A 20,756-nucleotide genomic window follows, 5' to 3' on the forward strand; every position below is an offset into this window, starting at 1 on the left:
CTCAGCAGCCCGTCGCCGCCGGCGCGATCTCGGGCGCAAGCAGCCCGACATTCCAGTTCCACCCGTCCTTGCCCAGCGCGCGGCGGCGGCACATGACCGTCTCGTTGAACTCGAACATGCCGGGGAACAGGTCCCGGCCAGCCTGCGGCGTCCCAGCGAACCGCAGATAGTTCTGCGCCTGGTCATAGGCAGGCCAGCTCGGCGCTCCCCTTGCGACCGGGCGGCCGGTCGCAACGAAGCTGGTCCAATAATCGATCATGGTGTCCGACAAGCGCCGCTCGGCCGCCGTGTCCGGCACCTTGGGCCAGCGCGGCGGCGTGCCGTTGAACGTCCCCCAGGTGTAAGGCAGTTCGGCGGCGTGAAAGGCGTGCAGCCCGGCGCTGTCCGCCGCCGGATAGCCGTGATCGAACAGGTAAAGATAGGCACGCTGGCCGGCCGCAGTCTGCTTGCGCGCGACCCGTTCCGAGGTCCAGCCGTACAGGCTGTCGCGAGTCGCGGCGATGGTGCTCTCCGCATGCTCGGCGCTCGGGTACAACCTCAGAAAGGCCGGGGCGAGATCACGATAGCGGCTGGTGATCTCGCGCTCATACTCGGCCGGGCTGGCAGCCGTCTTGGGCGCCAGCATGCGCAGCGACCGTATCTCGCCCTGGTTGAAGCCGGCGAGCACCGGCACCCGCGCCTGCTCGCCCCGGTCGAACACGTCGACCATCTGCCGCGGCAGGACGTCGCCATCGACCACGCCGAACGGAAAGAAACCCGCTCCGCTTGCCGCAACGGTGAGCGCAGTTGCGTCGAGCTTCCGCATCTCGGCAAGCGTCGGCGCCTTGAGCGCCCCGCCAAGCAGTTGCCCGCCCATCTCCCACGCCGGAAGCCCGAAGCGCGCCCGCTTCAGCTCCGGCATGGAGATCATGTAAGCGCTTTGCGCGATCGCGCCGCGGAACAGCCCGCGCGCTTGCGGCGAGGTCATCAGATATAGCGTGCTGAGGCCGCCCGCGGACTCGCCAGCGATCGTCACCTTGGCCGGGTCCCCGCCGAACGCCCGGACATTGCGCTGCACCCAGCGCAGCGCGGCAATCTGGTCGAGCAGCCCGTAATTGCCCGACCGCCCGCTCGCATTCTCCTTGCCGAGCTCCGGGTGGGCAAGCCAGCCGAGCACGCCCAGGCGATAGTTGATCGACACCACGACAATGCCGCGCTCGGCAAGGCGCTGCCCATCGTACAGCGCCTCGCGGCTGCTGCCGGTCAGCAGCGACCCGCCGTGGATCCACACCATTACCGGTGCATTGCGGGCTTTGGCCGGGGTCCAGATATTGAGCGACAGGCAATCCTCGCTCATCGGTAAGGTGACGCCATTGTAGATGTTCGGCGGGCCACCGGAGGGCTGCACACAGGCCGGTCCGAATTCGGCCGCTTGGCGTTCGCCGCTCCACCGGTCGAGTGCAACCGGCGCTCGCCAGCGCAGCTCGCCCACGGGCGGCCTGGCATAAGGAATGCCCTTGAATACCCGGAGGCTGCCGGACGTCGTGCCACGCACGATCCCGGCAGGCGCATCGACGACCTGCGCGGCCGCTGGACTTGCCGCGATAACCGCCAGCGACAGCAGCAACTTCTTCATGCCCGGGCCTCCTCTTGCCGCCCGAGCGTCCGCGCCAGGCGCATGAACAGGACGATGGCAATCACGTAAAAAGGTGTCAGTGTGTAGAGCGCCAGCTGCAGGCTGTTGGCGGAGCCTTGCTTGGCGAACCAGTCGCTCGCCTGCCCGACCCAGGTCGGCCCCAGCCCAAGCCCGATGAAGTTCATCACCAGCAGCAGCAAGGCACCGGCCAGCACCCGCTGGTTGGGCGCGCTCTCCTCCTGCACCAGGGTGACGGAGCAGGACAGGTAGAAGTAGTTGAAAAACATGACGACCGTCAGCAGCACCAGCGCCAGCGGCCAGGAGGGCGCCCATACGAACGCCAGGTAGAAGGGCATGGCGATCGCCAGCGACGCTGCCGGCAAGGTCGCGAAGCCGCGGCGGCTGGCCCGCGTCACCTTGTCGATGATGCGGCCCGAAGCGAGCATCCCGCCGCCCATGCCGACCACGATCACCAGCGCATACCAGATCGCCACTTCCGACAGGGCCATGCCCTTTTCCCGCATCAGGAAGAGGACCGCGAAGTTGCCGAGGCCATAGGTCACGAACTGCGTGGCGCCGCTGCCGAAGGCGGCAAGGCATAGCACCGGGTTGGCGAAAAAGGATTTCACGGTTCCCCAGAACGGCGCATGGCCCGTCGGCTCGCGCGCGCCGCCGTCGGTCGCTCCCTTGGCTGGTTCCGGCACGAGGAAAGGGAGCGCCAGCGCCGTGACGATCCCGACCACCCCGATGCCAATGAATGCGTCGCGCCAGTTGAAGGCGGCGGCGATCGATGCCCCCAGCGCGATACCAAGCGCCGCGCCGATCGGCGGACCAAGGTTGTAGATCCCGAACGCCATGCCGCGGCGGCCGGGCGGAAAGGTGTCGGTGATCAGCGCATAGGATGGGGGCACGCCGCCTGCTTCTCCGAACCCGACCGTCATCCGGGCCAGCGCCAGCTGCGGATAGGTCCGCGCCAGTCCGCAGGCGATGGTCGCCGCGCTCCAGATCCCGCAGGCGAGGCTCAGCACCGCCACCCGGTTGGTGCGATCCGCCACCCAGCTAACCGGGATGGCGATGAAGCAATAGAACATGGCGAAGTAGAGCCCGCCGAGCAGCCCCAACTGTCCGTCGCTGATCTGCAATTCGTCCTGGATCGGCTTGGCGAGGATCGCAAGCAGCTGCCGGTCGAGGAAGTTCAGGACATAGACAAAGGTCAGCGTGGTGAGGATCAGCGCTGGGCTGCGCCGTCTTCCCGGTACCGCGCCGATGCCGAGATGCTCCGCCTGAACCGTCATAAGCCGCCGACGCCTCCACTGCTTGTCGGGGGAATGGACAGCAGCCAGAGGTCTAAGTCAATGCACGCTCACTCGCGTGTGAATATCTTTTCCGAGTGCCCGGGCGGCTTGACGCATGCTGCGCCGCAGCACAGGACAGGAACGTGACCGAGGCACAGCAACCCGTTCGCCGCTCCCGCAAGGCCGAGCAGCGCGCCGAGACGATGGAAGCCATCTACGACGCCGCGGAGGAGTTGTTCTCCAAGCACGGGCTGCACGGGGTGACGCTTAAGGACGTCGCCAAGCAGGTCGGGGTCCATCACACGCTTCTGAACTATTATTTCAGCGACAAGAAGGCGCTGTTCGATGCGGTGTTCGCCCGCCGCGCGGTGGTCACCAGCGATCGCCGCATGAAGGCGCTGGACGATTACGAGGCCGCCGTCGGCGACCAGGTCACAGTCGAAGGCGCTCTGCATGCCTTCCTCGATACCGACCTCGACACCTACATTACCGGCGGCGAGGGCTGGCGCAACTACGCCAAGCTCGGCGCCCAGGTCGCGAACACCCCGGAATGGGGCGCCGACCTCATGGACCAGCATTTCGATCCCGTGGTTCTCCGCCTGATCGACCTCTTGCAACGCGCCCTGCCAGGCTGCCCGCGCGCCGACATCTTCTGGGGCTATCACTTCGTCACCGGCGCACTGATGCTGACCCTTGCCCGCACCGGCCGTGTCGACAAATTGTCCGGCGGCCTTTGCCGCTCGGATGATTTCCAAGCCGTGAAAGACCGCATGGCCCGCTTCATGGCCGCTGGTTTCCGCGAGATCTGCGACACCGGTCAGCCCTGATCCGCTCCCCGCGGGTGCTGCCGCTCTTGCGTGTTGTCTGGCGAGATTAAGTGGCGGAGAGGGTGGGATTCGAACCCACGGTACCCGTTAAGGCACGCCGCATTTCGAGTGCGGTGCTTTCGACCACTCAGCCACCTCTCCGCAAGGTTCCAAGACGTGGACCCGGCGGGTGCCGGGGGTCGCGGGCGGGTCCCTAGCAGCGCTGTTCGACCTTGCCTAGCGGCAATTCGGCCCAAGGGACCAGCTTGGCGTCCTCACTCCGCAAGCGCATGGCCGCGCACATGGATACGATCGTCATCGGCGCCTCGGGCGGGATCGGCGCAGCCCTTTCCCGGCTCTACGAAGAAAGAGGCGACCGGGTGCACCGGTTGTCACGTTCGGCAGGCGGGATGGACCTCGCCGACCCGGCCAGCATCGCTGCGGCTGCCGACGCTCTCCCCTTCCCCGGCGCCGAGCGGCTGGTGATCGCAACGGGGTTGCTGCACGAGGACGGCATGTCGCCCGAGCGATCGCTGCGCGACCTCGACCAGCAGCGGCTGGAGCGCGCCTTCCAAGTCAACGCGATCGGTCCCGCCATGGTGCTGCGCCATTTCGTGCCCCGCCTCGCCCGCAGCGGACGGGTGGAGGTCGCCGTCCTGTCGGCGCGGGTCGGGAGTATCGCCGACAATCGGCTTGGCGGATGGTACGGCTACCGGGCGAGCAAGGCGGCGTTAAATCAGTTGGTGCGAACCGCAGCGATCGAGGTTGCGCGTAGCCGTCCCGAGGCGGTGCTGGTCGCATTGCATCCTGGCACCGTCGACACCGCGATGAGCCGGCCCTTCCAGGCCACCGTCGCGCAAGGGCGACTGTTTACCCCGTCTCGCGCAGCGGAGGCCCTCGCGGGCGTGCTCGACCGCCTCACCCCGGCCGACAGCGGCGGCTTCTTCGATTGGCAAAGCAAGGCCATTCCCTTCTGACGCGCTCTCTTGCGGACGGCAGGCGATGCCTTAAGTTGCAGCCATGCCGCTTTCGATGCGTCCCCCCCTTATGAGCGAGACTTCCGCTCCTCCTATCGCCATTGCCCGTTTCGGCATCGGCGAAGTGGTGCGCCACCGGCTGCTCGATTTTCGCGGCGTGATCTTCGACGTCGATCCGGTCTTCGCCAACAGCGAGGAATGGTACCAGGCCATCCCGCTTGAGATTCGCCCGTCGAAGGACCAGCCTTTCTACCACCTGCTCGCCGAGAATGGCGAAGGCAGCTACGTCGCTTATGTGTCGCAGCAGAACCTCGTCGTCGACGAGGAGGATGAACCGGTGGATCACCCGGCGATCGACAATCTGTTCGAAGCGTTCGAGCCTGGCCGCTACAAGTTGAGACCCGAGCACCGCCACTAGGGCCTGTCGTCAGACACAGAAAAGGGCGCCTCTCGCAAGCCGGGAGAGGCGCCCTTTCTGCGTGTCGTCAGAAGTCGACGCTCACCCGTCCGTAGAGGAACCGGCCGTTGAAGCCGAAGGGCGAGAAGTTCGAATAAGGCAGGAACGCCTGCGTGACGGGATAGAAGCCGCCGACGCCTGCGGGGCGCGCGCCGAACGGCAGGCGGTCCGGGTAAACGTCGAACAGGTTGTTTGCGCCCAGCGCGATCTCCAGCGACTTGACCGGATTGACCCGAAATTCGAGGTCGATGATCCACTTGGGGCTGAGGAACACGTCGTCCGGCCCGTAGGCGGTCAGGCTGCTCGCATTTCCGATCGGCGCCGCGGTGTTGGGCGAGACGACCCGGCCGTAGCGCGTGGTCCGCGCGGTCAGGCCAAGGTAGTCGAGCCGGCCGTCCGCCGACAGCACCACCTTGTCGCGCGGCTGGCCTTCGGCGAAGCGGATGCCTTCGACACGCCCGAACAGAACGATGTTCGGCGCTGCGGCAAGCGGCCCGAGGTCGACGATACGGCGGTCGATCTTGGTCTTGTTGTAGTTGTATGCGCCGGTCAGCGTCCACCGGCTTGCGCCGATGCCCATCCGATAAGTGCCAACCACGTCGAGACCGCGGGTGGTGGTGTCGAGGCCGTTGATGAAGAAGCGGGCGGCGCCGATCGACGGATCGCCGATCAGGGTGCGCGCCAGATTGTCGGTGGCGGCGTTACCCGAGGCACCGAGATTCTCGGTCAGGACGATGCGGTCCTTGAGCTTGATCTGATAGGCATCCGCCGTGATCGTCAGCCCGCGCAGCGGGTTGAGCGTGGTGCCGATCGACAGGTTGGTCGACTTCTCAGGCCTCAGTGACCGCGCACCGAGGCGCTGCGCAACCGGATCGCTGACACCCAGCGTCAGGATGTCGACCGCGACGCCCGACACGAAGTTGGTCGACACGGTGGTAAAGAATTGCTGCTGCAGCGAGGGAGCACGGAAGCCGTTGGAGACGGCACCGCGAATGGCAAATCCCGGGGTGAACTCGTAGCGGGTCGCGAACTTGCCGGTCACCTGTTCGCCGAAGTCCGAGTAACGCTCGACGCGGGCGGCGACGGTGGTGGTCCAGCCGGGCAGCGGATCGGTGTCGAGCTCGACATAAGCCGACACGTTGTTGCGGTCGACATCCCGTTCGGCGCTGGTCGGGAAACCGCCGAAGCCTTGGCTACGCGGCGCCGCGGCGCGGCCGGGGAAGGAGCAGGTGGTGCCTGCGAAGACGCCCCCGGCGGTGGTGCAGGCCGCCTGTGTCGTATTGAGGATCGGCGCGATATAGAGTGGCCCGGCGGCAAACGAAGCTGGCTCGCCCGGACGAATCTGGAAGTCCTCTCGGCGGAACTCGGCGCCGACGGCAACGCTCAGCGGCTTGGCGAAGCCCATGTCATATTCGTGGCTGAAGTCGAGGTTGGCGAGCAGCTGCCCGTAACCGATGCCGCCCGCATCGAAGATCCGCGGCGACGCGGCGCCGAGCGAGGCGTTGATGGTGTTCGCGATGGTGTAGTCGAACTTGTTCTTGCCATATTGCATCGAGCCATCGGCCTTCCACCCGCCGATCTCACCGCGAATGCCGATCGTGCCGGAATAATCCTTATAATCGGTCTGGATCAGCGGCAGGTAGCCGTCCGGCGTCAGCGGGGTGAAGTTCGCGGCCGAGGGGGTCGTGCTCGGCGACATGGTTGAATAATCGCGATTGGCGCCGCCGACACCAGTGACGCCGTTCGACTGCTGACGATAATTGGCCGCCGATTCACTATCGCGCTTGTTGTACGAGGCGAAGGCGTAAAGCTCGGCCCCGCCCAGCGGCACGCCCGAGTTCACGAAGAAGCCGTAATCCTCGGTCTTGGCGTCGCCGTACCGGAAGTTCAGCCGATTGAAGGTGATCTCGCGCGGGTCGAAGGTGGTGGTTGTCGGCCGCACGTAGTTCGGCCGGATGTCGAAGCCCTGCCGGTTGGTCGGGCTGCGATCGCGATATTCGGCGGTGAGATTGACGTAACCGCCGTTGCTCGTGAGCGGTACGCCAAGGTTGGCGCCGATCGTCCACAGGTCCCCATCCTTGACCTTGCGCTCACCGTTGGAGGTGACGTTCAGATAAGCGTTGTTGGACGTCGGATCGAGCGAGGGCTGTCCTCCGGTCAGCACCAGGCCGGTGACGTTCGCCACATCGTCCAGCGTGGTGATATACTTGCCGTAGCTGACCTGCGCGCGGCCGCCGTTCGACGCTCTCTTCAGGCGCACGTTGATCACGCCGGCAATCGCGTCAGAGCCATATTGCGAGGCGGCACCATCGCGCAGCACTTCGATGCGGTTGATGGCGAGCGCGGGGATGTTGTTGAGATCCACCGCCGCCGACCCGCGGCCCACCGTGCCGTTGATGTTGAGCAGCGCCGACACGTGGCGGCGCTTGCCGTTGACCAGCACCAGCACCTGGTCCGGCGACAGGCCGCGCAGCGAGGCCGGACGGACCGCGTCGGTGCCATCGGTGATCGACGGCTGCGGGAAGTTGAAGCTCGGGATCAGGTTGTTGAGGATCTTGTTGGTCTCACCAAGGCCGGAGGCCGTCAGCTGGTCGGCGCGATGATGTCTACGGGAACCGGCGATTCGGCAACCGTGCGGTCGGTGCGGCGGGTGCCGGTCACGACAATGGTGCTGTCGGGCGCAGGACTCGGGTCGGTCGGGGCCGCTGCGGCTTCAGGTGTCGGAGCGTCCGGGTCGGTGACCACCTGCGCAGCGGCGGGCGCGGCGGCGAGCAGCGCCAGCGAGCTGATGGTGAGGAGCAAGGCGGAACGGTGACTGGTCATGCAAAACCCCCGGTTGTGCCTGCCGCGCCCCCGCGACACGCATTTACTTGCCGGAGAATGGACCAACTTGGCGGCGCGCCAATATGCCGACCGGTCCATCCTCCGCTTTGCTGGCGCTTGTAGTAAAAGAGCAACATCACCCGCCATGCGCCCAACGAAAGAGCCCCGACGGACCGAGGGAATCCGCCGGGGCAAGTGCTCTCAAGGGAACGATGGCTTGTCTTGCCGCCGCGGCTCGTCACCGCGGCGGCAAGGGGTCCCAAGTTGGAATAATCTTGCGTGCTCTGATCAAGACGTCTTCCGTTCGGAACGAGTTGAAAGTGCCCCTTCGACAGAGGCAGAGCAAGGGGGCGCGGCAAATAACAACCGCGATGCACACGATCTTGCAAAGCTGCAAGTTCATGCTCAAGAAGCCGTAAATATGAAAATGGATCAGACCGACCGGCGGATACTCGCCATCCTGCAGGAGGATGCGACTCTGCCCGTTGCCGACATCGGCGGGCGGGTCGGGCTGTCGCCGACCCCCTGCTGGCGCCGAATCCAGAAGCTGCGCGCGGGCGGAGTGATCGAGCGCACCGTTGCCTTGGTCGATCCGCGTGCGCTCGGGCTCGGGCTGACTGTCTTCATCGAGGTCGAGGCGCGCGATCACAGCCCCGAATGGCAGCAGCGCTTCCTCGCCGGCGTGTCCGTCCTCCCCGAAGTGCTGGAGGTGGTGCGCATGGCAGGCGAAACCGACTATTGGTTGCGGGTCGCGGTGCGCGACATGGCGCACTTCGACGATTTCTACGGCAAGCTGATCGCCGCGGGGCCCTTGAAGAACGTCACGTCGAAGTTCGCGATGGAACGCTGCAAGAGCTCGACCGCCTATCCGGTCGCCCTTGACCCGGCTGGTTGACCTTTCGGCCATCCTCTCTTAGGGGGCACGCTTTCCCGCGCGGGCCGGCGCCACGCTGCCGCATGGGTCAAGAAATCAATGTGTTCGAACACCTAGAAAAGAGAAGAGGCCCATGTTCGCTATCGTGCGCACCGGCGGCAAGCAGTATCGCGTGTCACCGGGAGACAAGATCGTCGTCGAGAAGCTGGCCGGTAACGCCGGTGACAGCATCACCTTGAGCGACGTGCTGCTCGCGGGCGATGGCTCGGACCTCAAGGGAACCGATGGCCTGACCGTCGCTGCCGAGATCATCGCGCAGGCGAAGGGCGAAAAGGTCGTCGTCTTCAAGAAGCGTCGCCGTCACAATTATCGCCGCAAGAACGGCCATCGCCAGCAGCATACGATCCTGAAGATCGTGTCGGTCGGCGGCCAGAGCGAGCAGAAGTCCTCGGCGACTGCCGCGGCTCCGACCGCCGATGGCGAGGCCAAGAAGGCGCCGAAGAAGGCCAAGGCCGCTCCGGCTACGAGCGATATCGATGAAAGCAACGTTGCGACCAGCGAAGGCGTTGTCCCGGCCGATGCCGGCACCGAGGCCACCCAGGACGTGACCAACTCGACTCAGGATGCTGCGCCTGCTAAGGGCAAGGCCAAGAAGACTCCGAAGGCGTAACACACCATGGCACATAAGAAAGCAGGCGGCTCGTCGCGTAACGGCCGCGATTCCGAGGGTCGGCGCCTCGGCGTGAAGAAGTTCGGTGGCGAAGCTGTCGTCGCCGGCAACATCATCGTGCGCCAGCGCGGCACCCGCGTGTACCCGGGCACCAATGTCGGTCTCGGCAAGGATCACACCCTGTTCGCACTTACAGACGGCAAAGTTGCGTTTAGCGACGGCCGCCAAGGCCGTAAGTACGTCCACGTACAGGCGATTATGCCGGCGATGGCAGACGCAGCCGAATAGGGGTTGGTCGATAACGGGCCGCCTCAAGAGGGGGCAGCCCGGTACAGAACCGATCCAAGCGATAGGTTTCTGGAAGGGAGAAGAGGGAAGCCCCCTCTTCTCCCTTTCTTTTTCTTCTCCCGAAACTGTCACGCGGACCTGCCAAGGGGCCGCACAGGGGAAGGACGAAACCTATGTTCGCTCGGACCGAAAGACTGCTGCTGAGACCCGGCTGGGCCGAAGACGCGCCCGCCCTCGCCAAGGCGATCGCCGACGAGGCGATCGTTCGCAACCTGGCGCTCGCGCCGTGGCCTTATGGCCTCGACGAGGCCCGGGCGTTCCTCGACAAGACGGCGGACCCGGTGCTGCCGAGCTTCCTGTTGCTCCGCCGCGGCGAGGGTGAACCCGAGCTGGTCGGCGGTGCCGGCTTCGGCCGCAAGCCCGGCGGCGGGGTCGAGATCGGCTATTGGATCGCGCGGGCGCATTGGGGCAACGGCTATGCCTATGAAGCGGGCTGCCAGCTGATCGAGATCGCACGCACGCTTGGCCTCCCTCGGCTCGAAGCCGGCCACTTCGTCGACAATCCGGCCAGCGGCCGGGTGCTCGAGAAGCTCGGCTTCCGTCCGACCGGTCGGACCGTGCCGCGGCATAGCTGCGCGCGCGGAAGCGAGGTCATGTGCCGGATGTTCACGCTCGAACTCGCCGACGCTGAAGAGGTAATGGCGGCCTGAGCCTCAGGCCGCCCGCCGGACCTTCCGCGCGGGCGGCTCCTGCCGATAATCGTAGGTCGTGTCCCAGCCGGCGATCAGCTTGCGGTCGTCCTCGTTCCACGGGTGGAAGCGCGGCAGGAAGTAGCTGAGCCACGCCGCGCCGACCTTTCGGAAGATTCCAGGCCGGCCCCACATCACCCACAAGGCGCCAGCCCAGGCACGCAGGCCGGTAATACCGTCCTGCCGCAGCAACTCGATCACCCCTTGCGTCCGGTGCTGGACGAAGTTGCGGGTCACGAGGAGCATCAGGATGCTCTTCACCTTCCAGCGCCGGTACCGCGTCCAGTCCCGGGTCGCCGCCAGCCAGGTGTCGTAAGCGACGCCCTTGTGCTCGATTTCCTCCACCGCATGCCAGCGCCACAGATCGGCGGTCGCCTGATCGGCATTGGCGAGGTGGCGAGGGTTCGCGAGCAGTTCATGTGCGATGATGGCGGTGAAATGCTCCAGCGCCATGGTCGCAGCGAGATCGAGGATCGGCGGGCGGCCCTTCAGCAGGTCGAGGCTCTCCTGCACCTTCTGCTCGAGCGGAGCGAGGTCGTACCCCGATTCGACCGCGCGGCGATTGAAGGCCACATGCTCCCGGCTGTGGATCACTTCCTGCGTGGTGAAGGCGCGGATCTCTCCGGCGAGCTTGTCGTCGGCCGCCTCGCGAAATGCACGGATGCTTTCGATGAAATAGGCCTCGCCCTTGGGAAAGGTCGCCGACAGCGCATTGTAGAGCGCGGTCTCATAGGGTGAGTTGTTGAGCCACCAGCGCGGGGTCTTCTCCTCGCGCCCAAAGCGGCGGTCGCGCGGCGTGATGGTGAGGTCGGTCGGGGTCACCGATCCGCGCTCGAGACTTGCCACGCCCATCAACAACCTCCACTCCTCTTGGTGATTCCAACTGGCGACTGCTTACAAGAATGTCAATAAGCCCATTGGTCCGGAAAAGGGTCTCGCCCGAGGAAAGCCGCGGCGCAGCGCTGGCGGCCGCGCGCGCGCTGCTGAAGAGCGAAGGGGCGGCCGCGGTGACGCTGCAGGCGGTGGCGAAACGGGTCGGGCGGACCCACGCCAACCTGCTCCATCATTTCGGCAGCGCTGCCGGGCTGCAGCGCGCCCTGGCCGAGGATATCGCGCAAACCGTCGCTGCCTCGATCGAAGGCGTGATCCAGCAGCGCCGAGCCGGCCAGGCGACCGAGCGTGACGTGGTCGACGCCATGTTCGAAGCCTTTCGCCGCGAGGGCGCGGGCGAGCTGATCGGCTGGGTGGCGCTGACCCGCCAGCGCGAGGCACTGGAGCCGGTCATCTCGACGATCGAGCGGATCATCCGCACCATGCGCGCGCTTGGCGATACCCGGCCGGTCGACAGGATGACGCTGGCACTCACCTTGCTGGCGATCGGCGACAGCCTGGCGGGTGAAGAGGTTGCGCGGGCCTGCGGCCTGGACCGCGGCGCGATCCGCGAAGTGGCGGCGACCACCATCGAGGCACTGGCGGGAAGCCCGCTGCGGGACTGACGGAAAGCGGGAAAGCTGGCCGCCGCCGCGAAACGCTGGTCCAAGGGGGGAAGACCGAAACATTGTCGAGCAGCGGCGGCCCGGAGCGGTCCGACAGGGGAACCAGAGCGCTCCGTTATGTCCCATATGGGTGCTTTGCCTTCAACAATCAAATGACTTAAGGCGTCCGCATTGATCGATTGGGCCGATGACCACATTCCTCCCGACCTTGCGGCAATTGCAATATCTGGTCGCGCTGCACGACCATGAGCATTTCGGCCGCGCGGCCGAGAGCTGCTTCATCACGCAGTCGACCTTGTCGGCCTCGCTCCGGGAGCTGGAGACGCTGCTCGGCTCGACGCTGGTGGAGCGCTCGCGCCGGGTGATGCGGTTCACGCCGCTCGGCGAGCGGATCGTGACCAAGGCGCGGCTGGTCCTGCGTTCCGCCGAGGAACTGGCCGAAATGGCCGAGGCTGAGCGCGAACCGCTGACGGGCGAACTGCGGATGGCGGTCATCCCGACCATCGCCCCGTTCCTCCTGCCCCCGCTCCTGCCCCGCCTGCGCGCCGAGCATCCCAGCCTCAAGCTGTTCCTGCGCGAGGAGCCGAGCGGGGCGGCTTGCGACGGCCTCCAACGCGGCGCGGTCGATTGCGCCCTCCTGGCGCTGCCGTTCGACTGCGGGGAGATCGCTTCGGAGGTGCTGTTCGAGGATCGGCTGCTGGTCGCCTCGGCCGAAGGCGAAGTGGTCGGCGACGACGTGCGGCCCGAGGAGATCAGCGCCAGCCGGATGCTGCTGCTCGAAGACGGGCATTGTCTGAAGGATCATGCGCTGGCGGCGTGCAGCCGGCCCGAGCTGCGCGCCTCGGCAATGATGCTGGGAACGAGCCTGCACACGTTGGTGCAGATGGTCGACAACAAGCTGGGCGTGACGCTGGTGCCGGAGATGGCGGTGGAGGCCGGGCTCTTGGAAGGCACCACGGTCGAAGCTCGACCGCTGGTATCGAACGAAGCGCGGCGCGAGATTGCGCTGATCTGGCGCAAAGGCAGCGCGCGTGAGCCGGAGTTCCGGCTCCTGGCCGCAGAGCTTCGTAGACTTCGATAGGAGAAAGCTCCGGCGCAGGCGGACCTGCGCCGGAGTTATCAGTGCTTACGCGCCGACGTAGGAAGCGTCGCCCGCCTGATCGGCGGAGACCTTCTTGGCCGGCAGCAGGTCGAAGCGGTCGGCGTTCATGACCTTGACCCAGGCCTTGATGAAGTGCTGCACGAACAGCTCTTCATTGCCCTTCTCGGCATAGACTTCGGCAGTGGCGCGAAGCTGCGAGTTGGAGCCGAAGATAAGGTCGGTACGGGTGGCCTTCCACTTCGGCGTCTTGCCGGCGCGGGTGAAGCCGATGAACTCCTCGTCGCTCGACGTGTCGACCAGTTCCCAGAAGGTGTCGTTGTCGAGCAGGTTGACGAAGAAGTCGTTGGTCAGCTGACCCTTGCGGTCGGTGAACACGCCTTCGGCCCGGTCGCCGTGATTGGCACCGAGTACGCGCAGGCCGCCGACCAGCGCCGTCATCTCGGGCGCCGACAGGCCGAGCAGGGCAGCGCGGTCGAGCAGCAACTCTTCCGTCCGCACCGGCTGGCGCGTCTTCAGATAGTTGCGGAAGCCGTCCGACTGCGGCTCCATCCACTTGAAGCTGTCGACATCCGTCCACTCCTGCGTCGCGTCGCCCCGACCACCGGTGAAGGGCACGGTGACGTTGAAGCCGGCGTCGCGCGCCGCCTTGCCGACCGCGGCCGAGCCGGCGAGCACGATGGCATCCGCCATGCTGAGCTCACCGCGCAGCTCGTCGATCTTGGCGAGGACGGTCTTGAGCTCGCCCGGCTCGTTGACCTCCCAATTGACCTGCGGATCGAGGCGGATGCGCGCGCCGTTGGCGCCGCCGCGATGATCCGACCGGCGATAGGTCGAAGCCGACGCCCAGGCGGTCTTGACCAACTGGCCGATGGTCATGCCCGCGTTGAGGATCGCTTCCTTGAACCGCTCGACCTCAGCCTTGCTGGGGTCGCGGCCTTCCGGCACCGGATCCTGCCAGATCAGCGTCTCTTCCGGCACTTCCGGCCCGAGGTAACGGATCTTCGGCCCCATGTCGCGGTGGGTCAGCTTGAACCAGGCGCGGGCAAAGGCGTCGTCGAGCGCGGCCTGATCGTCGCGGAAGCGCTCGGAGATGGCGCGGAATTCCGGATCCATCTTCAGCGCCATGTCGGCGGTAGTCATCATGGTCGGCACGCGCTTGTTGGGGTCGCGCGCGTCGGGAGCCATGTCCTCGGGATCGGGATTGACCGGCTGCCACTGCTTGGCACCGGCCGGGCTCTCGACCAGCTCGTAGTCATACTTGAACAGCAGGCGGAAATAGTCGCCGCCCCACTTGGTCGGGTTGTTGGACCAGGCGCCTTCGATCCCGCTGGTGGTGATGTGGCCCTTGCCGATGTCTTCCTCGTCGGTCAGCCAGCCGAGACCCTGCAGGTGCACCGACTCCGACGCCGGACTCTTGCCGAAGCGCTCGGACGGCTTGGCACCGTGCGCCTTGCCGAAGGCATGGCCGCCGGCGGTCAGCGCGACGGTTTCCTCGCTGTTCATCGCCATGCGGCTGAAGGTCGCGCGCATGTCGCGGGCCGATTGCAGCGGGTCGGGATTGCCGCCTGGGCCTTCCGGGTTGACGTAGATGAGACCCATCTGGATCGCCGCAAGCGGGCCTTCCAGCTCCGGCAGTTCCTCGGTGATGCGGGTCTCGGCGCCCTGATCGACCCACAGCTCCTCGGTGCCCCAGAAGGTGTCGCCCTCGCTCTGGAACACGTCGCGGCGCCCGCCGGCGAAGCCGAACACCGGCCCGCCCATGCTTTCAATGGCGACGTTGCCGGCGAGAATGAACAGGTCGGCCCAGCTGATGTTCTTGCCGTACTTCTGCTTGATCGGCCAAAGCAGGCGGCGGGCCTTGTCGAGGTTACCGTTATCGGGCCAGCTGTTGAGCGGCTCGAACCGCTGCTGACCGCTGTTGGCGCCGCCGCGGCCGTCGGTGACCCGGTAGGTGCCGGCGGCATGCCAGGCCATGCGAATCATAAAGGGTCCGTAATGGCCATAATCCGCCGGCCACCACGGCTTGCTGTCGGTCATCAGCGCGGTGAGGTCGGCCTTCAGCGCATTGTAGTCGAGCGCATTGAACGCCTCGGCATAGTCGAAGTCGGAGCCGAGCGGGTCGGGCGATACGCCGTTCTGGTGCAGCATGTCGACCGGCAGCGCTTCGGGCCACCAATCCTTGTTCTGCCGCCCCAGCAGCGAGCGCGCCTTGCTTGACTGGTAAGGGCAGCCGCCGGAAAGTTCGCCGGTTTTTGCGTCCATGTGTACTGGCTCCTCGCGAGTGTGATTGGGATTCGTGATGCTCTCCTAGCTCTGCGCGGAAGGGCGCCCAAACAAATCATTCTCGCCGGACTGAGCGGAAATTCCGATTGCGCGAGCCGGCAAGGATCGGTCCGTGTCGGCTCCCAGACGTTGCCCTGCCGGAAAAGGCATGAGACCTTCGGGGCTTAAGGTCCTGCGACTCGGCAGGGGTGGCGTGAGTGGGGGCTCGCTCCGGTGGATCGGAAAGGCGCAGCGGAGGGTCATGCCCTCGCAAGATGGGAAAGCGTGCTGGCTGGCGTGGGGCTGGTCGGCTGCCTTCTTGCAATCGCCGCAGAAGGCCCTGAGCGCTGGCTCGGCCTACCCTGCCTCGGCGCGTTGTTCTACCTCGCCATGCTGCGGACCAGCCGGGTCAAGCAGGCGCTTGCCCGCAGCGAAGAAGGCTTCCGCCAGCTCGTCGACCTGCCGGTGCAGGCAACCTTCATCACGGACGCTGGGGGCCATCTGGTGCAGATCAGCCGCCGATGGGAGGATTGGACCGGGTTGGACTTCGCCCGAAGCGCGGAGCCCGACTGGATCGAGATCATCCATTCCGAAGATCGCGAGGTAGTGGTCAGGGGCTGGCGGGAGGCCGTGGCAAGCGGCCAGCCTTACGATCAGTCGTTCCGCTTGCGCATGGCCGATGGCGAATTTCGCTGGTTCCGCGCACGCGCCTTTCCGCAACCGGACGCCGATGGCTTGATCTCGCGCTGGGTGGGCGCGGTGGAGAAGATCCACGACAAGCGGGTTGCCGAGGATCGGTTGCGGCAGACCGCGAACCTGCTGGAGATGATCGGAAGCTCCACGCCGAGCATCATCTACGCCAAGGATCGCGACGGGCGCATGCTCTATTGTAACCGCGCGCTCGAAGAGCTGACTGGCCTTGGCAGCGCCGACATGCTGGGCAAGACCGATGCCGAGTGGAACCCGAACCTTGCCGAAGCCGAGGTGCTTCAGGCGACCGACCGGCTGGTGCTGGCGTCCGGGGCAACCCAGGACCTTGAAGAGGTGTTCACCGGGGGCGACGGCAAGGCGCGCATCTATCAGACGCTGAAAAGCCCGCTTCGGGATCGCTCGGGCGACGTGATCGGGGTGGTCGGTGTATCGACCGACATTTCCGCCGCGCGCGAGGCGGAGCAGCGCGAAAAGCTGCTCAGCCGCGAACTCGACCACCGGGCCAAGAATTTGCTTGCGGTGGTGCAGTCGGTGGTCTCGCTCACCCGCGCCGAGACCCTGCCCGACTTCAAGGCAGCGATCGAAGGTCGGATCCAGGCGCTCGGCCGCGCCCACAGCATGCTCGCCGCATCGCGGTGGGAAGGCGCGGACCTCGAGCGGGTGCTGGTCGAGGAGCTGGCTCCTTACTGCGGAAATGTGCAGAGCGCCGTCACCCTGACCGGCCCGCCACTCCTGCTGAAGCCCGCAGCGGCACAAAGCCTGGCGCTGGTCATTCACGAGCTTGCTACCAACGCCGCAAAATACGGCGCGCTGTCGGTCACGGCGGGCGAACTCGAGGTGCGGTGGGAGGTGACGGACGGCGCGTTGCTGGACCTCCGCTGGGAGGAGCGCGGCGGCCCACCGGTGAAGCCGCGGACGCAGGGCAGCCGCCGAGGCTTTGGCAGCCGTCTCATCCACAGCAGCATCGAGCGCCAGCTTGGCGGAACGCTGCGGCTCGACTGGGCAGCAAGCGGCCTCAAGGCGATCATGCAGATCCCGCTCGACCGTTCGGTGGCTGTACCTACGCAGCCCGCGGGAGAAGCGGGCAGCGGCGGACACGGGGGCGCGGAACCGGGCTCGTCCGATCTTGTTACTCTGCCGAGATGACCGCCACACCCGACCAGCGGCGCGCCCGCATGACGGCGCTTTGCGGAGGCCTGATCCTGCTATTGGCGCTGGGCGCCCTGCTCCTGCCCGAAGTGGCGGCGTCGAGCGGCGCGCTGGTGGTCGGCGAATTGCTGCTGATTGCCGGGCTGCTGGAATTGATTGCCGCGACCGGGCGGCGGGCGGCGCGGCTGCCCTCAACCCTTGCCGGGCTCGTGACCATGGCGGCGGGCGCGATGTTCCTGGCGCGAGAAGAAACCCGCTTCCTGCCTAACATCACGGTGATCACCTTCTGGCTGCTGCTGCGCGTCTGCCTGCTGGTCGCGGCGACGGTGCAAGCTCACGGCTCACAAGTGCGGCGCTGGACGGGAATCGCCGCCGCGACCGATCTTGCACTGGGAGCGATCCTGATCCTCGGCCTGCCGCTCGCCAGCATCATCGTTGCGCTGTTCGGGACGACCAGCGACCTTGTCGCCAGCTTTTCGTGGATCCTGGCGCTGAGCTTTCTCGCAACGGGCACGATGCTGCTGCAGATTGCGATCTGCGAACGCGAAGGCGCCGCCTAAGCGCTTAGTCCAGCGCAGCGCGGGTGACGCTGAAGCCTTTGCCCTCGAGCCGCTGGACAAGCGCCTCAATCGCCTCGGCGTCGCGGGCCTCGCACTCGACCTCGATCACCGTGTCCTTGGCCGGCAGCTTGGAAAAGATACGCTGGTGGTTGGTTTCGATGATGTTGACGCCTGCCTCGTGGAAGCAGGCGGTGATGGCGGCGAGCGCACCCGGCCGGTCTTGCGCCCCGATGCGCAGCCGCGCGATCCGGCCGCAGCGGACCAGCTCGCGGATCAGCACGTTGGCGAGGAGGTGGGTGTCGATATTGCCGCCGCACAGCACGGTGCCGACTTTGCGGCCCTTGTAAGCTTCGGGGGCGGCAAGCAGGTGGGCAAGCCCGGCGGCGCCTGCGCCCTCGACAACCGACTTCTCGATCGAGGCAAGCAGCGCCACGGCATGTTCGAGGTCGCGTTCGGAGACGAGCTCGATCCGGTCGACATGATCCTTGATGATCGCGCGGGTGAGCGTGCCCGGTTCCTTGACCGCAATACCTTCGGCCAGCGTGTCGCCGCCGATCGCGCCCGCACCGCCTTCGACGACATTCTTCATTGACGGGTAGAGTTCGGCCTCGACCCCGACGATCTCGATCCCCGACTTCAGCGAGCGGGCGGCGATCGCCATCCCGCTGATCAGGCCGCCACCGCCGATCGGGACCACCAGGGTGTCGAGCTCCGGTTCGACCTCGAGCATCTCAATCGCGATGGTGCCGGTGCCGGCAACGATGGCGGGATCGTCGAACGGATGAACGAACACGAGGCCCTCGGCCGCTTCGATCTCGCGGGCACGGGCATAAGCATCATCGAAACGGTCGCCGTGAAGCACCACCCGCGCACCATGCTCCTCGGTCTGCGCGACCTTCATCAGCGGGGTCGAGGTCGGCATGACGATGGTCACCGGGATGCCGAGCCGGCGGCCGTGGTAGGCGACCGCCTGCGCATGATTGCCGGCGCTTGCCGCGATGACTCCGCGGGCGCGCTCGTCGTCGGTCAGCTGCAGCAATTTATTGAGTGCCCCGCGTTCCTTGTAGGCGGCGGTGAACTGCAGGTTCTCGAACTTCAGCCAGACTTCGGCGCCGATGATCTCGGACAAGGTCCGGCTTTTCAGGAACGGTGTGCGGACCACGGCGCCGGCGATGCGCTCGGCAGCGGTGCGGATGTCGGCGATCTGGGGCGGTGTCATGTTCCTGCCGCGCTACCCCTTCCCTCGCGCCCCCACAATGCTAGTCCAGCGCCATGAAGACGCTTCTCCTTGGCGCCGCACTCGCCCTCCTCGCCGCCGCGCCAGCCTCGGCCGATCTCCTCGTCACCAACGTCAAAGGCGTGCGCGCAACAGCGGATCGCAAGATCGAACGCTTCACCGGCCTGCTGATCGGCGACGACGGCAAGGTGAAGCGCGTGCTGCATGGCGAGATGTTCAAGCTGCCGGCAGGCACGCGGGTGCTGAACGGCAGCGGCAAGGTGCTGATGCCGGGGCTGATCGACGCCCACGGGCATGTCATGGGGTACGGCCTGGCGCTTGGGCAGCTCGACCTCACCGGCACGCGCAGCCTGGCGGAGTTGCAGCAGCGGCTGCGCAATTATGCCGCAGCCAACCCTACCCTCCCGTGGATCACCGGGCGCGGCTGGAACCAGGAATTGTGGGCCGACAAGCGCTTCCCGACCAGCGCCGACCTCGACGCGGTGGTGAAGGACCGCCCGGTGTGGCTGGAGCGGGTCGATGGCCATGCCTCGGTCGGGAACAGCGCGGCGCTGGCGGCGGCAGGAGTGACGGGCAGCACCCCTGCGCCGAGCGGAGGCAAGATCGAGAACGGCCTGTTCGTGGACGCTGCGACCGCGCTGGTGGATCGGCATGTGCCTGCACCGACGCCGGCGATGCAGGACGCGGCGCTGCTCCGCGCGCAGGAAGCCTTGCTGTCGCGCGGGCTGACCGCCGCGGCCGACATGGGGACCAGCCTTGCCGACTTTCAGGCGATGAACCGGGCCGAGCGTGACCGCACGCTCAAGCTGAGGATCTTCTCCTATGCCAGCCAGGGCGTGCTGCTGGATTCGCAGAAACCCGGCGCCGCCGGGCTGGAAGAGCGCGCGATGCTGCTCAAGGTGACCGGCGTGAAGCTCTATGCTGACGGCGCGCTCGGCTCGCGCGGCGCGTGGCTGAAGCAACCGTATGCCGACGCACCCGGCACCCGCGGCCTGCCGCTGCTGACGCCCGAACAGTTGCGGGTGCAGGCCGCCGCCGCGCTGGCGCTGAACCGGCAAGTAGCGGTGCACGCGATCGGCGATGCGGCGAACGAAATGGTCTTGTCGGCCTTTGCCGCGGTCGGCTGCGGCACCGGCGATAAGCGCTGCCGCGTCGAACATGCGCAGATCATCGACGTGCCTGACTTGAAGCGCTTCGCCGCGGGCAAGGTCGTGCCTTCGATGCAACCGGTGCATCAGACCAGCGACCGGCTGATGGCCGAAGCCCGGCTCGGGCAAGGCCGGCTTGGCGGCGCTTATGCCTGGCAGACGCTGGCCAGGAGCGGCGTGCGCGTGCCGCTCGGTTCCGACTTCCCGGTTGAGGATCCGAACCCCTTCCCTGGCCTTGCCGCAGCGATCAGCCGCCAAGGCCTCGACGATCAGCCGGCCGGCGGATGGCGGCCGCAGGAGCGGCTGAGCCTCGGCCAGGCACTCGCCGGCTTCACCCGAGACGCGGCGTGGGCAAGCTTTGCCGAAGCGCAGATGGGCGGGCTCGACGTCGGGCAGCAGGCGGACTTCATCCTCGTCGACCGCGATCCGGCGGCGGTGTCGGCGCATGATCTGGCGCGGACGCAGGTGCTAGAGACTTGGATCGCAGGTCAGAAGGTGTGGGAAAAAAAGAGCGCTGTCACACCCGAGCGCGGGTGA

The 20,756-nt window shown here is 66.4% G+C and carries 18 protein-coding genes, 1 tRNA gene and 1 pseudogene; 12 read left to right on the forward strand and 8 right to left on the reverse strand.

Annotated elements, in window-relative coordinates; translation table 11 throughout:
• Position 1: 1 nt before the first annotated feature.
• Positions 2 to 1,615, reverse strand: a complete 1,614-nt coding sequence (locus tag ACP69Z_RS00145) for a carboxylesterase/lipase family protein (protein ID WP_426265537.1) — start codon at positions 1,613 to 1,615, stop codon at positions 2 to 4.
• On the reverse strand, positions 1,612 to 2,910 hold the full coding sequence (locus tag ACP69Z_RS00150; protein ID WP_426265538.1) for a spinster family MFS transporter: 1,299 nt from the start codon (positions 2,908 to 2,910) through the stop codon (positions 1,612 to 1,614). The genes ACP69Z_RS00145 and ACP69Z_RS00150 overlap by 4 nt, the downstream gene beginning before the upstream one ends.
• A 143-nt stretch (positions 2,911 to 3,053) precedes the next feature.
• Between ACP69Z_RS00150 and ACP69Z_RS00155 the strand changes: the two genes are divergently transcribed.
• Positions 3,054 to 3,737, forward strand: coding sequence for a TetR/AcrR family transcriptional regulator (locus ACP69Z_RS00155; RefSeq protein WP_426265539.1), 684 nt, complete (start codon positions 3,054 to 3,056; stop codon positions 3,735 to 3,737).
• Between the two features lie 51 nt (positions 3,738 to 3,788).
• On the opposite strand, the gene ACP69Z_RS00160 is transcribed toward ACP69Z_RS00155, so the two are convergent.
• Positions 3,789 to 3,878, reverse strand: a tRNA-Ser gene (locus ACP69Z_RS00160).
• A 140-nt stretch (positions 3,879 to 4,018) separates the two neighbouring features.
• Here ACP69Z_RS00160 and ACP69Z_RS00165 point away from each other — a divergent pair.
• Both ACP69Z_RS00165 and hspQ read left to right on the forward strand, forming a co-directional pair.
• Positions 4,019 to 4,693: an SDR family NAD(P)-dependent oxidoreductase gene (locus ACP69Z_RS00165; protein WP_426265540.1), complete on the forward strand. Its 675-nt coding sequence runs from the start codon at positions 4,019 to 4,021 to the stop codon at positions 4,691 to 4,693.
• 70 nt (positions 4,694 to 4,763) lie between these two features.
• Positions 4,764 to 5,111, forward strand: coding sequence for a heat shock protein HspQ (gene hspQ / locus ACP69Z_RS00170; RefSeq protein WP_426265541.1), 348 nt, complete (start codon positions 4,764 to 4,766; stop codon positions 5,109 to 5,111).
• 67 nt (positions 5,112 to 5,178) lie between these two features.
• Here the strand turns inward: hspQ and ACP69Z_RS00175 are convergent, their stop codons facing one another.
• The gene (locus ACP69Z_RS00175; protein WP_426268008.1) at positions 5,179 to 7,773 is read right to left on the reverse strand and encodes a TonB-dependent receptor plug domain-containing protein; all 2,595 of its coding nucleotides are present in this window, start codon (positions 7,771 to 7,773) and stop codon (positions 5,179 to 5,181) included.
• On the reverse strand, positions 7,734 to 7,973 hold the full coding sequence (locus tag ACP69Z_RS00180; protein ID WP_426265542.1) for a hypothetical protein: 240 nt from the start codon (positions 7,971 to 7,973) through the stop codon (positions 7,734 to 7,736). Before ACP69Z_RS00180 ends, ACP69Z_RS00175 begins: the two co-directional genes overlap by 40 nt.
• A gap of 421 nt (positions 7,974 to 8,394) precedes the next feature.
• Between ACP69Z_RS00180 and ACP69Z_RS00185 the strand changes: the two genes are divergently transcribed.
• The 4 genes and pseudogenes from ACP69Z_RS00185 to ACP69Z_RS00200 all read left to right on the forward strand — a co-directional run bounded on the left by ACP69Z_RS00185 (position 8,395) and on the right by ACP69Z_RS00200 (position 10,515).
• Positions 8,395 to 8,868, forward strand: a complete 474-nt coding sequence (locus ACP69Z_RS00185) for an Lrp/AsnC family transcriptional regulator (protein WP_426265543.1) — start codon at positions 8,395 to 8,397, stop codon at positions 8,866 to 8,868.
• 112 nt (positions 8,869 to 8,980) lie between these two features.
• Positions 8,981 to 9,379: pseudogene (rplU, locus tag ACP69Z_RS00190) on the forward strand (50S ribosomal protein L21); the annotation flags it as partial.
• Between the two features lie 144 nt (positions 9,380 to 9,523).
• Positions 9,524 to 9,805: a 50S ribosomal protein L27 gene (rpmA, locus tag ACP69Z_RS00195; RefSeq protein WP_338501121.1), complete on the forward strand. Its 282-nt coding sequence runs from the start codon at positions 9,524 to 9,526 to the stop codon at positions 9,803 to 9,805.
• Between the two features lie 173 nt (positions 9,806 to 9,978).
• Positions 9,979 to 10,515 (forward strand): GNAT family N-acetyltransferase, encoded by a 537-nt coding sequence (locus ACP69Z_RS00200; protein WP_426265544.1) that lies wholly within the window; start codon positions 9,979 to 9,981, stop codon positions 10,513 to 10,515.
• Positions 10,516 to 10,518: 3 nt separating this feature from the next.
• On the opposite strand, the gene ACP69Z_RS00205 is transcribed toward ACP69Z_RS00200, so the two are convergent.
• Positions 10,519 to 11,406, reverse strand: coding sequence for a metal-dependent hydrolase (locus tag ACP69Z_RS00205; protein WP_426265545.1), 888 nt, complete (start codon positions 11,404 to 11,406; stop codon positions 10,519 to 10,521).
• 65 nt (positions 11,407 to 11,471) lie between these two features.
• Here ACP69Z_RS00205 and ACP69Z_RS00210 point away from each other — a divergent pair, with 65 nt between their 5' ends.
• Together ACP69Z_RS00210 and ACP69Z_RS00215 are read left to right on the forward strand one after the other, a co-directional pair.
• Positions 11,472 to 12,050, forward strand: coding sequence for a TetR/AcrR family transcriptional regulator (locus ACP69Z_RS00210; protein ID WP_426265546.1), 579 nt, complete (start codon positions 11,472 to 11,474; stop codon positions 12,048 to 12,050).
• A gap of 187 nt (positions 12,051 to 12,237) precedes the next feature.
• Positions 12,238 to 13,131, forward strand: coding sequence for a hydrogen peroxide-inducible genes activator (locus tag ACP69Z_RS00215; protein WP_426265547.1), 894 nt, complete (start codon positions 12,238 to 12,240; stop codon positions 13,129 to 13,131).
• A 45-nt stretch (positions 13,132 to 13,176) separates the two neighbouring features.
• Here the strand turns inward: ACP69Z_RS00215 and katG are convergent, their stop codons facing one another.
• Positions 13,177 to 15,414 (reverse strand): catalase/peroxidase HPI, encoded by a 2,238-nt coding sequence (gene katG / locus ACP69Z_RS00220; RefSeq protein WP_426265548.1) that lies wholly within the window; start codon positions 15,412 to 15,414, stop codon positions 13,177 to 13,179.
• 285 nt (positions 15,415 to 15,699) lie between these two features.
• Here katG and ACP69Z_RS00225 point away from each other — a divergent pair, with 285 nt between their 5' ends.
• Together ACP69Z_RS00225 and ACP69Z_RS00230 are read left to right on the forward strand one after the other, a co-directional pair.
• Positions 15,700 to 17,271: a PAS domain-containing protein gene (locus ACP69Z_RS00225; RefSeq protein WP_426265549.1), complete on the forward strand. Its 1,572-nt coding sequence runs from the start codon at positions 15,700 to 15,702 to the stop codon at positions 17,269 to 17,271.
• Positions 17,268 to 17,834 carry a hypothetical protein gene (locus ACP69Z_RS00230; protein WP_426265550.1) on the forward strand — a complete coding sequence of 189 codons (567 nt, stop codon included), beginning with the start codon at positions 17,268 to 17,270 and terminating at the stop codon, positions 17,832 to 17,834. Before ACP69Z_RS00225 ends, ACP69Z_RS00230 begins: the two co-directional genes overlap by 4 nt.
• A gap of 4 nt (positions 17,835 to 17,838) precedes the next feature.
• On the opposite strand, the gene ACP69Z_RS00235 is transcribed toward ACP69Z_RS00230, so the two are convergent.
• Entirely contained in the window at positions 17,839 to 19,053 is a 1,215-nt protein-coding gene (locus ACP69Z_RS00235) for a threonine ammonia-lyase (protein ID WP_426265551.1), read from the reverse strand.
• A gap of 53 nt (positions 19,054 to 19,106) precedes the next feature.
• Between ACP69Z_RS00235 and ACP69Z_RS00240 the strand changes: the two genes are divergently transcribed.
• Positions 19,107 to 20,756 (forward strand): amidohydrolase, encoded by a 1,650-nt coding sequence (locus tag ACP69Z_RS00240; protein WP_426265552.1) that lies wholly within the window; start codon positions 19,107 to 19,109, stop codon positions 20,754 to 20,756.

Origin of the sequence: Sphingomonas sp. LHG3443-2, assembly GCF_049896405.1 — a bacterium.
Classification (GTDB): domain Bacteria; phylum Pseudomonadota; class Alphaproteobacteria; order Sphingomonadales; family Sphingomonadaceae; genus Sphingomicrobium.

What these genes read in the sequence shown, in the direction of transcription:
- ACP69Z_RS00145 (WP_426265537.1), bottom strand. Translation starts at nt 1,615, where the DNA reads ATGAAGAAGTTGCTGCTGTCGCTGGCGGTTATCGCGGCAAGTCCAGCG.
- ACP69Z_RS00150 (WP_426265538.1), bottom strand. Translation starts at nt 2,910, where the DNA reads ATGACGGTTCAGGCGGAGCATCTCGGCATCGGCGCGGTACCGGGAAGA.
- ACP69Z_RS00165 (WP_426265540.1), top strand. Translation starts at nt 4,019, where the DNA reads ATGGATACGATCGTCATCGGCGCCTCGGGCGGGATCGGCGCAGCCCTT.
- hspQ (WP_426265541.1), top strand. Translation starts at nt 4,764, where the DNA reads ATGAGCGAGACTTCCGCTCCTCCTATCGCCATTGCCCGTTTCGGCATC.
- ACP69Z_RS00180 (WP_426265542.1), bottom strand. Translation starts at nt 7,973, where the DNA reads ATGACCAGTCACCGTTCCGCCTTGCTCCTCACCATCAGCTCGCTGGCG.
- ACP69Z_RS00185 (WP_426265543.1), top strand. Translation starts at nt 8,395, where the DNA reads ATGAAAATGGATCAGACCGACCGGCGGATACTCGCCATCCTGCAGGAG.
- rpmA (WP_338501121.1), top strand. Translation starts at nt 9,524, where the DNA reads ATGGCACATAAGAAAGCAGGCGGCTCGTCGCGTAACGGCCGCGATTCC.
- ACP69Z_RS00200 (WP_426265544.1), top strand. Translation starts at nt 9,979, where the DNA reads ATGTTCGCTCGGACCGAAAGACTGCTGCTGAGACCCGGCTGGGCCGAA.
- ACP69Z_RS00205 (WP_426265545.1), bottom strand. Translation starts at nt 11,406, where the DNA reads ATGGGCGTGGCAAGTCTCGAGCGCGGATCGGTGACCCCGACCGACCTC.
- ACP69Z_RS00215 (WP_426265547.1), top strand. Translation starts at nt 12,238, where the DNA reads ATGACCACATTCCTCCCGACCTTGCGGCAATTGCAATATCTGGTCGCG.
- katG (WP_426265548.1), bottom strand. Translation starts at nt 15,414, where the DNA reads ATGGACGCAAAAACCGGCGAACTTTCCGGCGGCTGCCCTTACCAGTCA.
- ACP69Z_RS00230 (WP_426265550.1), top strand. Translation starts at nt 17,268, where the DNA reads ATGACCGCCACACCCGACCAGCGGCGCGCCCGCATGACGGCGCTTTGC.
- ACP69Z_RS00235 (WP_426265551.1), bottom strand. Translation starts at nt 19,053, where the DNA reads ATGACACCGCCCCAGATCGCCGACATCCGCACCGCTGCCGAGCGCATC.
- ACP69Z_RS00240 (WP_426265552.1), top strand. Translation starts at nt 19,107, where the DNA reads ATGAAGACGCTTCTCCTTGGCGCCGCACTCGCCCTCCTCGCCGCCGCG.